General features: G+C 73.9%; 11 protein-coding genes. 7 read left to right on the forward strand and 4 right to left on the reverse strand.

Going from position 1 to position 13638, the window contains the following annotated elements; genetic code table 11:
• Positions 1-110: 110 nt before the first annotated feature.
• The gene (gene deoC / locus ACTWO6_RS04115; RefSeq protein ID WP_446218299.1) at positions 111-1070 is read right to left on the reverse strand and encodes a deoxyribose-phosphate aldolase; all 960 of its coding nucleotides are present in this window, start codon (positions 1068-1070) and stop codon (positions 111-113) included.
• Between the two features lie 136 nt (positions 1071-1206).
• On the opposite strand from deoC, the gene upp reads away from it, so the two are divergent.
• Both upp and ACTWO6_RS04125 read left to right on the forward strand, forming a co-directional pair.
• Positions 1207-1839 (forward strand): uracil phosphoribosyltransferase, encoded by a 633-nt coding sequence (gene upp / locus ACTWO6_RS04120; RefSeq protein WP_446218300.1) that lies wholly within the window; start codon positions 1207-1209, stop codon positions 1837-1839.
• Between the two features lie 99 nt (positions 1840-1938).
• Positions 1939-2616 carry a GOLPH3/VPS74 family protein gene (locus tag ACTWO6_RS04125; protein WP_446218301.1) on the forward strand — a complete coding sequence of 226 codons (678 nt, stop codon included), beginning with the start codon at positions 1939-1941 and terminating at the stop codon, positions 2614-2616.
• Positions 2617-2692: 76 nt separating this feature from the next.
• Here the strand turns inward: ACTWO6_RS04125 and ACTWO6_RS04130 are convergent, their stop codons facing one another.
• Both ACTWO6_RS04130 and ACTWO6_RS04135 read right to left on the reverse strand, forming a co-directional pair.
• Entirely contained in the window at positions 2693-4417 is a 1725-nt protein-coding gene (locus ACTWO6_RS04130) for a phospho-sugar mutase (RefSeq protein WP_446218302.1), read from the reverse strand.
• Between the two features lie 49 nt (positions 4418-4466).
• On the reverse strand, positions 4467-6533 hold the full coding sequence (locus ACTWO6_RS04135; protein ID WP_446218303.1) for a serine/threonine-protein kinase: 2067 nt from the start codon (positions 6531-6533) through the stop codon (positions 4467-4469).
• Positions 6534-6738: 205 nt separating this feature from the next.
• On the opposite strand from ACTWO6_RS04135, the gene ACTWO6_RS04140 reads away from it, so the two are divergent.
• Both ACTWO6_RS04140 and ACTWO6_RS04145 read left to right on the forward strand, forming a co-directional pair.
• A complete protein-coding gene (locus tag ACTWO6_RS04140; protein ID WP_130331572.1) occupies positions 6739-8322 on the forward strand; it encodes an acyl-CoA mutase large subunit family protein in 1584 nt (527 codons plus the stop codon).
• 637 nt (positions 8323-8959) lie between these two features.
• Positions 8960-10219 (forward strand): amidohydrolase, encoded by a 1260-nt coding sequence (locus tag ACTWO6_RS04145; protein ID WP_446218304.1) that lies wholly within the window; start codon positions 8960-8962, stop codon positions 10217-10219.
• Here ACTWO6_RS04145 and ACTWO6_RS04150 read toward each other — a convergent pair.
• Positions 10176-11129: a DUF4349 domain-containing protein gene (locus ACTWO6_RS04150; protein WP_446218305.1), complete on the reverse strand. Its 954-nt coding sequence runs from the start codon at positions 11127-11129 to the stop codon at positions 10176-10178. The genes ACTWO6_RS04145 and ACTWO6_RS04150 overlap by 44 nt on opposite strands.
• A gap of 117 nt (positions 11130-11246) precedes the next feature.
• On the opposite strand from ACTWO6_RS04150, the gene ACTWO6_RS04155 reads away from it, so the two are divergent.
• The 3 genes from ACTWO6_RS04155 to ACTWO6_RS04165 all read left to right on the forward strand — a co-directional run bounded on the left by ACTWO6_RS04155 (position 11247) and on the right by ACTWO6_RS04165 (position 13633).
• A complete protein-coding gene (locus ACTWO6_RS04155) occupies positions 11247-11876 on the forward strand; it encodes an MBL fold metallo-hydrolase (protein ID WP_446218306.1) in 630 nt (209 codons plus the stop codon).
• A gap of 4 nt (positions 11877-11880) precedes the next feature.
• The gene (locus ACTWO6_RS04160) at positions 11881-12819 is read left to right on the forward strand and encodes a hypothetical protein (RefSeq protein ID WP_446218307.1); all 939 of its coding nucleotides are present in this window, start codon (positions 11881-11883) and stop codon (positions 12817-12819) included.
• 61 nt (positions 12820-12880) lie between these two features.
• The gene (locus ACTWO6_RS04165) at positions 12881-13633 is read left to right on the forward strand and encodes an SCO6745 family protein (protein WP_446218308.1); all 753 of its coding nucleotides are present in this window, start codon (positions 12881-12883) and stop codon (positions 13631-13633) included.
• Positions 13634-13638: the final 5 nt, after the last annotated feature.

Raw genomic sequence — 13638 nt, forward strand, 5'->3', positions numbered from 1 at the left:
AGGCACACGCCAGCGCGTAGTGATGCGTGCTGACGTGTGCCAATGAGGGGTGTTCTAGCAGGTCAGGGGCGGTATCCGAGCCTCCCTCGCAGGTCGGCCCGCCCCGTACCTCAGTCCAGGGTGAAGTAGTCGGGACCGGAGTAGACGCCGGTCGTCAGCTTGGTGCGCTGCATGAGCAGGTCGTTCAGCAGGCTGGACGCGCCGAACCGGAACCAGTCCGGGTCGAGCCAGTCCGCGCCGACGGTCTCGTTGACCATGACCAGGTACTTGATCGCGTCCTTGGTGGTCTTGATGCCGCCGGCCGGCTTCACGCCGACCTGCCGCCCGGTGGCGGCGCGGAAGTCGCGGACCGCCTCCAGCATCACCAGGGTCACCGGCAGCGTCGCGGCGACCGGAACCTTGCCGGTGGAGGTCTTGATGAAGTCGCCGCCGGCCAGCATGGCCAGCCAGGAGGCCCGCCGCACGTTGTCGTACGTGGCCAGCTCGCCGGTCTCCAGGATCACCTTGAGGTGGGCGTCCCCGCAGGCGGACTTGGTGGCCACGATCTCGTCGTAGACCTCCTTGTAGCGCCCGGCCAGGAACGCGCCCCGGTTGATCACCATGTCGATCTCGTCGGCGCCGGCCTCGACGGCCGCCCGGACGTCCGCCAGCTTGATCTCCAGCGGGGCCTGTCCGGACGGGAAGGCGGTCGCCACGCTGGCCAGGTGGACCCCGCTGCCGCGCAGCACCTCGGCCACGTACGGGACCATCGCCGGGTAGACGCAGACCGCGCCGACGTGCGGACAGGTCGGGTCGGCCGGGTCGGGGCGCAGCGCCTTCGCGGCGAGCGCCCGCACCTTGCCGGGGGTGTCGGCCCCTTCGAGGGTGGTCAGGTCGACCATCCGGATCGCCAGGTCGATGGCCTGGGCCTTGGCCGTGGTCTTGATGGAGCGGGTGCCGAGCTGTGCCGCCCGCTGCTCCGCGCCGACCTGGTCCACGCCGGGCAGGCCGTGCAGGAAGGTCCGCAGAGCGGTCTCGGATCGTCCCAGCTCGGAGAGGTCCGACCGGGCCGACGTCGCTGTCGCCGTCATGCCTTGAATACTACGCATCCGCGCGTCGGGTGATCTTGGTCACGGTCGCCTGGTCGGGAGCGCCACACGTGAGCGGCGTCGCTGGTCACCCCGCACCCGCAGTGCGGGCCCCGGCGGACCGGTAGGTTGAGCGATCGTGGACGTACACGTCATTGACCACCCGCTCGCCCAGTCGCGGCTGACCGCCATGCGGGACGCCCGGACCGACTCGTCGTCGTTCCGGGCCGCGCTGCACGAACTCACCACCATGCTGGTGTACGAGGCCGCGCGCTCCTTCCCCATCGAGAAGTACCCGATCCAGACCCCCGTCACCGCCACCGAGGGCACCCGGCTGGCCAACCCGCCGCTGCTGGTGCCGGTGCTGCGGGCCGGTCTCGGCATGGCCGACGCCGCGCTCGGCCTGCTGCCCGAGTCGTCGATGGGCTTCGTCGGCCTGGCCCGGGACGAGGTGACGTTCGAGCCGCGCGCGTACATGGAGTCGCTGCCCCGCGACCTGACCGGCCTGCCGGTGCTGGTCCTCGAACCGATGGTGGCCACCGGCGGGTCGCTGGAGCACAGCTGCCGGCTGCTCGCCGACCGCGGCTGCACCGACATCACCGTGCTCTGCGTCCTCGTCGCGCCGGTGGCCATCGAGCGGCTGGAGCAGTCGCGCCTGCCGCTGCGCCTGGTCACCGCCTCGATCGACCAGGGCCTGAACGACCGGATGTTCATCGTCCCGGGCCTCGGCGACGCCGGCGACCGCCAGTTCGGCGGCATGCCCCGCTTCTGACGCGACCGCTCGGCCTGTCGGTGACCCCGGCGGGCCGGACGGGTCGACCGGGCGAGTTGTCGCGCGGGGGGATGCGGACAACGGCTACCGTCTCGGGCCATGACTGGTGTTGCGCTCGCCGAAGAGCTGCTGCTTCTCGCCTATGACGACGAAACCGGCAAGGCGACCATGCCGCGGATCAGCCTGGACCTCGGGATGGCCGCCGCGGTGCTGATCGAGCTGGCCCTGGCCGGCCGGATCGCGTACTCCGAGGGAAGCCTGGCGGTGACCGATCCGGCGCCCACCGGCGAGCCGGTCGCCGACGAGGTGCTCGCCCGGATCGCCGCCGACACCCCGCACACGCCGTCCTCCTGGGTGCAGCGGCTGCGGCACGGCCTGCGCGACCGGATCCTCGGCGACCTGTGCGGCCAGGGGGTGGTCCGGGACGTCGACGAGACCGAGCTGGGCTTCATCCACGTGCACCGCTACCCGGTCGCCGACACCTCGGTGGAGGCGGACATCCGCCGCCGGCTGGCCGCGGCGCTCACCAGCGGCGAACTCCCCGACGAGCGGACCGCCGCGCTGGCCACCCTGGTCGCGGTGCTGCGGATGGAGCCGGCGCTGGGGCTGACCGGCGACGACGCCCGGGACGCCCGCCGCCGGTTGGAGGAGATCGCCGGCGGCGCCGGCTTCTCCGGCAACGTCAGCCTGGACGACTCGGTGGTCCGCCCCTCGGTCGGCCTGGTGGTCGCCGCCCTGGGCCAGGCCGTCGACGCCGCCCTCGGCAAACGAGCCTGAGCCCAGGGGCGTGGCCCTCGACCCGTCCCTGGAGTGAGCGGGGTCCCGGGCGCCGTGACGACGCCCGGGACCGTCGTCAGAGCCCGAGGGCGGCGGCGATCTCCGCGCGGAGCGCCGAGACCGCGGCGACCGCGCGCAGCCGGGCCGCGGTGACGTTGCCGTCCGCGACCGGCGCCACCACCTCCAGGTACGCCTTGAGCTTCGGTTCGGTGCCGGAGGGCCGGATCACCACCCGGGCCGCGTCGGTCCGCAGGATCACCACGTCGGCCTCCGGAAGCAGGTCCGTCGACTCGGTGACCTGGTGGCCGAGCAGGGTCGTCGGGGTGTCCGCCCGGATCCGTGCCATCATCCGGTCGATCACCCGCAGGTCCTCGACCCGCATCGAGAGTTGGTCGGTGTGGTGGACGCCGAACTCGGCGGCCAGCTCGTCGAGCCGGTCGCCGAGGGTAAGGCCCTGCGCCTTCAGCCCGGCGGCCAGCTCGGCGACGGTCAGCGCGGCGGTGATGCCGTCCTTGTCCCGAACGTGCCCCGGCGCCACGCAGTAGCCGAGTGCCTCCTCGTACCCGAACACCAGCGGCTCGGCCCCGCCACCGGCCCGGACGATCCACTTGAACCCGGTCAGCGTCTCGTCGTACGGCAGGCCACGGGCCGCGCACATCGCCCGCAGCAGGGACGAGGAGACGATGGTGGTGGCGTACAGGCCGGTCACGCCCCGGCGCATCAGGTGGTCGGCGAGCAGCACCCCCACCTCGTCCCCCCGCAGCATCCGCCAGCTGCGCCGGCCTTCGCCCCCGACTGCGAGTCTCGCAAGCTCACTCTTCGCGCTCTCCGAACCCACCCCGCCGCAGATGACCACCGCGCAGCGGTCCGCGTCCGGGTCGTTGGCGATGGCGATGTCGGCGCCGATCGAGTCGGCCAGCGCCACCAGCCGGTCGACCGCGCCCGGCTCCTCCGGGTTGGGGAAGCTCACCGTCGGGAAGGCCGGGTCCGGCTCGGCCTGGTCGGGCACCACGCCCGGCACCGCGAAGCCGGCCGCGGCGAAGGCGGCGGTCAGCACCGCGCCGCCCACCCCGTGCAGCGGGGTGTACGCCACCTTCAGATCCCGGGGGCCGTCCGGGTCGATCAGCGTGGCGGCCCGGGCCACGTAGGAGGCGACCAGGTCGTCGCCGAGCACCTCGCCGGCCGGGCCGAGCGGCACCTGCGCCAGCGGGCCCACCGCCCGGATCGCGGACTCGATGCCGGCGTCGGCCGGCGGCACGATCTGCGCGCCCCCACCGAGCTCCCCACCGAGCTGCGCGCCCAGGTAGACCTTGTAGCCGTTGTCCTGCGGCGGGTTGTGGCTGGCGGTGACCATCACCCCGGCCACCGCGCCGAGGTGCAGCACCGCGTACGCGAGCACCGGCGTGGGCAGCGGCCGGGGCAGCAGCAGCGCGGGGCGCCCCGCCCCGGTGGCGACCTGGGCGGTGCGCTCGGCGAAGGCCCGGGAACCGTGCCGGGCGTCGTACCCGATCACCAGCGGGCCGGTCCCGCCTTGGGCGGCGAGCCAGCCGACCAGCCCGGCGGCGGCCTGGGTGACCACCGCGAGGTTCATCCCGTTCGGGCCGGCGCGCAGCGGGCCGCGCAGGCCGGCGGTGCCGAAGGTCAGTGGCCCGGCGAACCGGTCGGCCAGCTCCGGCGCGCTGGCCGGCAGCCCGTCGAGCACCGCCCGCAGCTCGTCCCGGCTGGTCGGGTCGGGGTCGTCGTCGAGCCACCGCCGGGCCTGCTCGCGAAGTTCGTCAAGTTCAGTGGTTTCCGCCGCCATTGCCCCTTGATAGCACGGCGGCGGATCACCAATGGCCCGCGGCCTCGACTCAGTTGGCCCCGGTGAGCTGGAAGGACCTCGCCATCGCCTCGAAGATCGGCCGGCTCGCGTCGAACTCGGCGTCGTTGGCGGTCAGGTAGAACGAGTAGACCTTGCCGTCCTTCACCACCCCGCGCCACACCCCGTGCCGCTTGGTTTCGCCGTCGCCGCAGGTGTACTCGAACTCGGCCGCCGGCTCGCCGGCGAGCTTCGGCTGCGACATCGCGAGCTCCTGGTAGGGCTTGGCGCAGGACTTGCTCTTGTTCCGCAGGTTCCGGGAGGCGAACTCCGCCCAACTGACCGAGGTGCCGCTCCACTGCTCGGCGAGGATCCGCACCTTGCGCCCGTTGTCCTGCGGGTCGACGTAGTCGACGAAGACCCCGGCGCTCTTCCGGTCCCAACCCTTCGGCACCTGGAGGCTGATGCCCTTGGCCGAGTGCTCCTGCATCTCCACGCCCGGCCCGGCGGGCGCCGTCGCGGTCGGCAGCGACGTGACGATCTGCCGGTTCGGCTCGGGGTCGCCGCTGAACAGCACGACCGCGCCGATCAGCAGCAGCACCGCCAGCCCGCCGGCCGCGGCGAGCTGCGCCTTGCGCGGCCAGCCCTTGACGGTGCCGACCACCGTGCCGCCGGTGCCCTTCAGCGTGCCCAGCGCGCCACCGGAGCCGGACCCGCCGGGGGCGGTGCCCGGCGAGGCCCACGGCTGCCCGGTGCCCGGCACCGACCACTGGCCGCCGCCGTACCCGGGCCGGCTGGCCTCGGGTGCCCGGCCGTACACCGCCTGGGTGGCGTCCGGGTGGCCGGTGGAGATCCGCTGGGTGGCCTCCGGCGCCCCCTGATGGCCGAGGCGCTGGGTGGCGTCCGGGGAGATCCGCTGGGTTGCCTCGGGCGTGCCGTACGCGGTGCCCGCGCGTCCCGGCGTGGGCATCGCCCCGGTCGGGGTGTGCAGCGGACCGGCCAGCGCGTCCGCGCTGGTCTCGTCGAGCGCGGCGCCGCCCGCGGCCGCCGCCTCGGGGCGCTCGCCCCGGCGCAGCGCGGCGAGCCGGTCGGTGAGCGACTCACCGGGCCCGATCATCGCCCGGCCGCCGATCTGGCCGGTCGGCTTCGGCTCCGGCGCGGCCGGGGGCGGCGGCGCGGCCGGCCGCTGCACCGGCACCACGGCGTACGGGTCGGTGACCGAGTTGACCGCGGTCGCGGTGCTGGTCAGCGGGCCGGCGAGCAGCTCGCGCAGCATGGCCCGGGCGGTGTGCACGTCCAGCCGGCGGGCCGGGTCCTTCTCCAGCAACCCCATCAGCACCCGGGTCAGCGGACCGCTGCGCTGCGGGGTGGCCGGCGGGTCCTCGACCACGGCGTGCATCGTCTCGATCGGGTCGCCCTTGTCGAAGGGCGGCCGCCCCTCCACCGCCGTGTAGAGCGTGACGCCCAGCGAGAAGAGGTCGCTCGGCGGCCCGAACTCCTGGCCCATCGCCCGTTCCGGCGAGATGAAGTGCGGCGACCCGAGCACCATGCCGGGCGTGGTGAGCTGCACGTCGGTGGGCATCCGGGCCACCCCGAAGTCGGTCAGCACGCAGCGACCGTCGTTGCAGATCAGCACGTTGGCCGGCTTCACGTCCCGGTGCAGCACGCCGATCGCGTGCGCGACCTCCAGGGCGCCGAGCAGAGCGATGCCGATCTTGGCGACCGCGCGGGGCGCCACCGGCCCGTCCTCGATGACCATGTCGGCGAGGCTGCGGGCGTCCAGCAGCTCCATCACGATCCACGGCCGGCCACCCTCGGTGACCACGTCGTACACCTGGACCACCGCGGGGTGCTGGATCGCGGCGGCCGCGCGGGCCTCGCGCAGGGTGCGCTCGTACATCGCGTCGCGGTCGCTCGGGGCCAGCCCGGGCGGGAGGACAACCTCCTTGACCGCCACGTCACGGCGCAGCAGCGTGTCTGTGGCGCGCCAGACCGTGCCCATGCCGCCGTTGCCCACCGGGGACCGCAGCGAGTAGCGACCACCGATGGTGGTGCCGGGTGCCGCGCGTCCGTTCGGGGGACTGACTGGTCCACCGCTCCACGTCGGGATCTGAGTCACAGAAAAGCCACCGGGGGATATCGAGGGGGGCTGGGACACAACCCCCCTATCTTGCGGGTTCCGACGGCCGATGCGAAACCCGACGCGGCGGACGTTTACTTACTCGACGGTATGTGGCCAGGTGTTCACCTCTCGTCAATCTCCGTCGACGTGGTGTGCGGTATCCCTCACCCACCGACGTCCGCTGGCGTCCTACCATCCGGTAATGAGCGAACGGCGGTCAAGCGAGTCCGGTTTCCCCATCAAGGGCGTCTACACGGCGGCCGACCTCCCCGGGGAGCTGGCGGACCGGCTGGGCGCGCCGGGCGAGTTCCCGTACACCCGCGGGGTCTACCCCACCATGTACACCTCCCGCCCGTGGACGATGCGGCAGTACGCCGGCTTCGGCACCGCCACCGAGTCCAACGCGCGGTACCACCAGTTGTTGCGGGCCGGCACGATGGGCCTCTCGGTCGCCTTCGACCTGCCCACCCAGATGGGGTACGACTCCGACGACCCGATCGCGCACGGCGAGGTGGGCAAGGTCGGCGTGGCCATCGACTCCATCGAGGACATGCGGCTGCTCTTCGACGGCATCCCGCTGGACAAGGTCTCCACCTCGATGACCATCAACGCGCCCGGCTCGGTGCTGCTGCTGCTCTACCAGCTCGTCGCCGAGGAGAACGGGGTCGCCGGGGGCGCATTGAACGGCACCATCCAGAACGACATCCTCAAGGAGTACATCGCCCGGGGGACGTACATCTTCCCGCCGAAGCCCTCGCTGCGGCTGGTCGCCGACACCTTCGCGTACTGCCGCAAGGAGGTGCCGAAGTGGAACACCATCTCCATCTCCGGCTACCACATGGCGGAGGCCGGCGCGACGCCCGCGCAGGAGATCGCGTTCACGCTGGCCAACGGCGTGGAGTACGTCCGCGCCGCGCTGGCGGCCGGGCTGGCCGTGGACGACTTCGCGCCCCGGCTGTCGTTCTTCTTCGTCGCCCGGACCACCCTGCTGGAGGAGGTCGCCAAGTTCCGCGCCGCCCGGCGGATCTGGGCCCGGCTGATGCGCGACGAGTTCGGCGCGAAGGACCCGAAGTCGATGATGCTGCGGTTCCACACCCAGACCGCGGGCGTGCAGCTCACCGCCCAGCAGCCGGAGGTCAACCTGGTCCGGGTGGCGGTCCAGGGGCTCGGCGCGGTGCTCGGCGGCACCCAGTCGTTGCACACCAACAGCTTCGACGAGGCGATCGCGCTGCCCACCGAGAAGGCGGCCCGGCTGGCGCTGCGGACCCAGCAGGTGCTGGCGTACGAGACGGACCTGACCGCCACCGTGGACCCGTTCGCCGGGTCGTACGTGGTGGAGGCGATGACCGCCGAGATCGAGGCGGCGGCGACCGAGCTGATGGAGCGGGTGGCCGACCACGGCTCGGCGGTGGACGCGATCGAGGCCGGCTTCCAGAAGCGGGAGATCGAGCAGTCGGCGTACCGGATCGCGCAGGAGATCGACTCCGGCGAGCGGGTGGTGGTGGGCCTCAACCGCTTCACTCTCGACGAGGAGGAGCCGTACGAGCCGCTGCGGGTGGACCCGACCATCGAGGCGGCCCAGGCGGAGCGGCTCGCGAAGCTCCGCGCCGAGCGGGACAACGGGGCGGTCGAGCGGGCGCTCGCGGAGTTGCGCGACGCCGCCGAGGGCTCCGCGAACGTGCTCTACCCGATGAAGGAGGCGCTGCGGGCCCGGGCCACGGTGGGCGAGGTCTGCGGCACGCTGCGCGCGGTGTGGGGGACGTACCGGCCGAGCGACCGGTTCTGACCTTCGTCGACGGCGGTCCCGCCGGCGCCCCGGCGCCGGCGCGGGCCGCCGTCCGCGCTTCCGAGCTGCGAAAACGGGCGTCGCCGGGGATCGTCGGGCGGCGCTACAGTCGGTCTTCTCCCCGTACGTCGGCGGAGCGGAGGCGCGGCGCGGACCTCCCGGGCGACGTCGCCCGGCCCGGCCGGCCGGTCCGGGGCAGCGGGGCCCCGCCGCCCGCCCGAGTGTGCGGATCGGGAATGCGGGTAAACCCGATCGGGTGATCGGGACGGACAGCCTGTGCGGTCGCGTTCGGGTCGGTCATGTCACCGTCGGGAGCCGCCCGGCCGCCGAGCGTCGTCGGTTAATTGTCGGAGCGGCAGTTAATCTTCGCGACTAATGCGACAATTCGGAACGACGTCCTGGGTTTTCGTGACCGCCGAAACGGTTACGCGTTGTAGGAGGTGGGGGGCAGATGACGGCGTTCGACCGCGATCTACCTGCTGTCCCGCAGATATTCGAGCCCTCTCACCAGGGCATTCGTGACGCTGTGCGGTCCGATCGCTACGGGAAAGATGTTGCCCAGCGTCACCGCCGGAGGTCTAGGCTGTCTGCTGTTCTCCCCGATGATCCATCCATCTCTAGTGATCGAGAATTCGACGTGACGAGTGCGTTGACGCTGCCCACCGGCGGCCAGCTGGCGTCGTCCTGGCCGGAGGCGCCGTCCGGGTCCCAGCCCCTGCCCTTCGAGCTGGACCATCTGCTCGCCCTCCGGGTACCCGGCCTCATCGCCACCCGCCGTCACATCCACTCCCACCCGGAGCTCTCCGGCGAGGAGTTCGAGACGGCGGCGCTGATCGCCCGCGAGCTCTCCCTGGCCGGGCTGAACCCGCGCCTGCTGCCCAAGGGCAACGGCGTCATCTGCGACATCGACGGGCGGCCGGACGGCCCGGTGATCGCGCTCCGCGCCGACATCGACGCGCTGCCGCTGACCGACCCGAAGGACGTGCCGTACCGGTCCACGGTGGACGGCGTCTGCCACGCCTGCGGGCACGACGTGCACACCTCCGTGATGCTCGGCGTCGGCATGCTGCTGGCCCAGCTCGCCGACCTGGGCCAGCTCGACGGCCGGGTCCGGCTCATCTTCCAACCGGCCGAGGAGATCCTGCCCTGCGGCTCCCTGGAGGTCATCGAGGCCGGCGGCCTCGACGACGTGGTGCAGATCTTCGCCGTGCACTGCGACCCGAACCTGCCGGTGGGCAAGGTCGGCCTGCGGGTCGGCCCGATCACCGCCGCGGCCGACAACGTCACCGTCCGGCTCACCGGGCCGGGCGGGCACACCGCCCGCCCGCACCTGACCGTCGACCTGGTCGACGCGCTCGGCCGGCTGGTCACCGAGGTGCCTGCCCTGGTCAGCCGCCGGGTGCCGGCCAACAGCGGGCTGCTGCTGGTCTTCGGCCACGCCTCGGCCGGCACCCGCTACAACGTCATCCCGTCCGAGGCCTGCGCCGCCGGCACCCTGCGGGTGATGGACCGCGACACCTGGGAGCAGGCCCCGAAGATCGTCGCTCAGGTGGTCCGGGACGTCATCGCCCCCACCGGCGCGACGGTCGACCTGGAATACCTGCGCGGTCGCCCGCCGGTCAGCAACGACGCCCGGGCCATCGGGGTGCTGACCGCCGCGACCGCCGCCGCGCTCGGCCCCGAGGGGATCGCGGAGACCCCGCAGAGCATGGGCGGCGAGGACTTCTCCTGGTACCTGGAGCACGTGCCGGGCGCGCTCGCCCGCCTCGGCGTCGGCCGGTCCGGTCCCAACGTGGACCTGCACCGGGCCTCCTTCGATCCGGACGAGCGCGCCATCCCGGTCGGCGTACGCCTCATGGTGCAGACCGCGTTGCGGGCACTGGCGGCGGCGCGGTAGGTCCGGCCGGCGGCCCGAGCGGCGGCGTCGGCCCGGCCGGCGGCGTCCGCCGACGCCGGCTACGGCGCAGCACCCGGACCAGCAGCGCGACCGGTACGCCGACCGCCACCAGCCACGGCAGCAGCGCGCCGAGCACCGTGAGCAGGACGGTCACCGAGGCGACGAAGACCTGCCAGCCACCCCGCAGCCCGACCAGGAACCCGACGTCGGTCTGCTCCTCCTCGGTGGAGGCGTCCCTCCCGACGAACGTCACCGTGATGGTGGAGAGCGCGGTCAGGTCGGCCAGCCGGCGCTTCTTCGCCTCCAACGAGGCGAGGTCGGCCTCCCGCCGGCCCAACTCGTTCTCCAGGCTCACCAGCTCACTCGTCGAGGTGGCCCGACTCAGCAGCTTGCGGGCGCTCTCCACCCGGGCCCGCTGACTGGTGATCCGGGCGTCCAGGTCGACCGTCTCCTCGGTGACGTCCTGGGTGTGCACCTCGCGCCGCTGCTGCCGGCCCAGCTTCGCCAGCTCGTCCACGACCGCGGTGAACTTCGCCGCCGGCACCCGCAGCTCCAACTCCGCCCGCGCGTCCGCCGACTCGCTGCGCCGCTGGTCGCCGCCGACGAACCCGCCCGCCGCGGTCACCGCGGCGATCGCCTCCCGGGCGGCCCGCTCCACGTCGTCGACCTGCACCTGCATCGTTCCGGTGTAGATGATCGACCGCTGGTCGACCCGCAGGTCCGGCGCGTCCGCGCCGGCCTCGCCCGGCGCCGCCTGGCCCCGGTCGGCCGCGCCGCCAGCCGGCGCCTCCGCCGCCGGGCCGCTGGACCTCGTCGGCTCTCCCGCGCCGCAACCGCCGGCAAACAGCACCGCCACCAATCCCACCGCCGCCAGGGGTACGCCCCGACGCCGTCCTGTTCTTACGCTCATCCCCGCTCCGATCCTCGTGGCCCCGTCCCGGGGCGATACGTCGGACGCGGCGCGACACCGCGCCGGTTCCGGCAGACTGCGCTGAGGACGTCACGATTCGATAATCGAGGAGTCACGATGCAGGTCACCAAGTACGCCCACTCCTGTGTCCGGGTGGAGCACGACGGGGGAGTGCTCGTCGTCGACCCCGGGGTGCTCAGCGAGCCCGAGGCGTTGGACGGGGCGGACGCGGTGCTGATCACCCACGAGCACCCGGACCACGTGAACCCGGAGACGCTCGCCCGGGCGCTGGAGCGTCGCCCGTTCACCATCAACGGTCCGGCCTCGCTCGCCGGCGTCCTCGGTGACGCGGAAGAGGCGCTGACCGTGGTCGCGCCGGGCGAGTCGTTCACCGCCGCCGGGGTGGCGGTCCGCGCGTACGGCGGCCGGCACGCCGTCATCCACCCGGACATCCCGGTCGTGGAGAACCTGGGCTACCTGCTCAACGACGTCGTCTACCACCCAGGGGACGCCCTGGTCGTGCCGGAGGAGGTCCAGGTGGACACCCTCTTCGCGCCGATCCACGCGCCCTGGTCGAAGTTCTCCGAGGTCGTCGACTTCATCCGGGCGGTCGCCCCGCGCCGCGCGTACGCCCTGCACGACGGACTGCTCAACGACAACGGGTTCGCGGTGCTCAACCGGCAGTACACCGCGCTGTCGAACACCGAGTACCAGCGGCTCGAGCCGGGCACCCGGTTCGACGCCTGAGCCGGTGCCCGGCCCCTCCCGCGAGCTGGTCCAGCGGCTCTACGCGACGCCACCGGACCGGTTCGTCGCCGCCCGGGACGCCGTCGTCGCCGAGGCGCGCCGGGCCGGCGACCAGACCGCCGCCCGGGAGCTCGCCCGGCTGCGCCGGCCCACCGTGGCCGCCTGGCTGGTCAACCTGCTGGCCATCCAGCGGCCCGAGCTGGTGGCCGACCTGGCGCAGCTCGCCGACGCGCTCCGCGCCGCCCAGCGCGACCTGCGCGGCGCCAAGCTCCGCGAGCTCTCCGCGCAGCGCCGGGCCGTGGTCGGCGCCCTGGTCGCCGAGGTACGTCGGCTCGCCGCCGAGACCGGCGACGCCCCGCCGGCCGGGAAGCTGCCGCTGGCCGAGGTCGAGGCGACCCTCAACGCGGCGCTCTCCGACGCCGAGGTGGCCGAACAGATCCGCTCCGGCCGGCTGCTCCGGGCCACCAGCTACGCCGGCTTCGGCGAGGTGCCCCGCCCCCAGCTGCGGCTGGTCACCGGCGGCGCGGAGGAGCCCGCCGTACCGGATCGGGCGGCCGAGCGGGCCGAGACCCGGCGGGCGCGCGACGAACGGGCGGCGGAACGGGCCGCCCGGGCCGAGCGGGCGAAACGCCGCCGGGCGCTGGACCGTGAGCTGGCCCGCGCCCGGACCGACCAGGAACGCGCCGAGGCGGAGCTGGCCGGCGCGGTGCGGTCCGCCCAGGACGGCGCGACGGAGCTGGACCGGATCGAGGCCGAACTCGCCGAGCTGGAGCGCCGGCGGGCCGTCGCCGAGCAGGAGCTGAGCCGCGCCAAGCTGGCCCGCCGCGCCGCCGAGCGGGCGGTCACCGCCGCCCGCCGGCGCACCGGTGAGGTCGAGGCCGCGGTGGAGGCGCTGGACGCCGAAGCGGGGGATGCCGCCGGCGGCGGTCAGCAGGCAGACTGACCGGGATGGATGACCACGGTGGACGGACGGTGTCCACGTCCCTCGCAGCGGTGTCCGGCGCATGACCCCCGAGCAGGTCGCCGCCGCCAGCAAGCCGCTGGTGCTGGAGCTCGGGGAGGCGTTCAGCCGCTGCCCGGGGACACTGCGCCGGGCCCGCCTGCTCGGCATCTCCGGCTGGGCGTTCTACATCACCGGCCGGGCCGGCGCCCTCGGCGACGTACGCGCCGAGACGGTCGCCGCCGCCCTCGGCTTCATCGCCCCCGACGCGGTCGCCGACGGCTGGGACGCGGCGGCCCGCACGGTCCCACCGGTGGAGGTGGCCGCGGCGAACCTGGCCGAGTGCTGCCGCTGGGGCGCCCAGCACCTCGGCGACGTGCCGCGGGTGGCCCGGCTGGTCGGGCTGCTGGAGCGGATCGTCGACGCGGCGGAGGCCAGCGGGATGCCGCTCTTCGCCGCCTGGCGGGCCATGCCGGTGCCGGACCGGTCGCCCGGGGCCCGGACGGCCGTCGGGCTGCTCCTGCTCCGCGAGCACTTCGCCGGGGCGTACCTGCTCGCCGTCCGGGCGGCCGGGATGACCCCGCTGGAGGCGGTCCTGGCCGGGCCGGAGGGCGAGGCGGGCGCCGCCGCCTGCGGCTGGCCGCCGCCGTACCCGCCGGTGGGGCCGCTGGTCCGGCGGCGGCTCTGGGCCGAGGCGGTGACCGACCGGTTGGCCTCGACCGCGTTCCGGGCGCTCGGCCCCGGGGAGGGGGCGGAGCTGCTCGACCTGCTCACCGCCGTCCGGCTGCACCTCCGCCGACCGGTCCCGGCCGGCTGACGGGC

The organism is Micromonospora sp. IBHARD004, from assembly GCF_052814115.1.

Coding starts and splice junctions, on each gene's coding strand:
- deoC (WP_446218299.1), bottom strand. CDS start 1,070: ATGACGGCGACAGCGACGTCGGCCCGGTCGGACCTCTCCGAGCTGGGA.
- ACTWO6_RS04125 (WP_446218301.1), top strand. CDS start 1,939: ATGACTGGTGTTGCGCTCGCCGAAGAGCTGCTGCTTCTCGCCTATGAC.
- ACTWO6_RS04130 (WP_446218302.1), bottom strand. CDS start 4,417: ATGGCGGCGGAAACCACTGAACTTGACGAACTTCGCGAGCAGGCCCGG.
- ACTWO6_RS04140 (WP_130331572.1), top strand. CDS start 6,739: ATGAGCGAACGGCGGTCAAGCGAGTCCGGTTTCCCCATCAAGGGCGTC.
- ACTWO6_RS04150 (WP_446218305.1), bottom strand. CDS start 11,129: ATGAGCGTAAGAACAGGACGGCGTCGGGGCGTACCCCTGGCGGCGGTG.
- ACTWO6_RS04155 (WP_446218306.1), top strand. CDS start 11,247: ATGCAGGTCACCAAGTACGCCCACTCCTGTGTCCGGGTGGAGCACGAC.
- ACTWO6_RS04165 (WP_446218308.1), top strand. CDS start 12,881: ATGACCCCCGAGCAGGTCGCCGCCGCCAGCAAGCCGCTGGTGCTGGAG.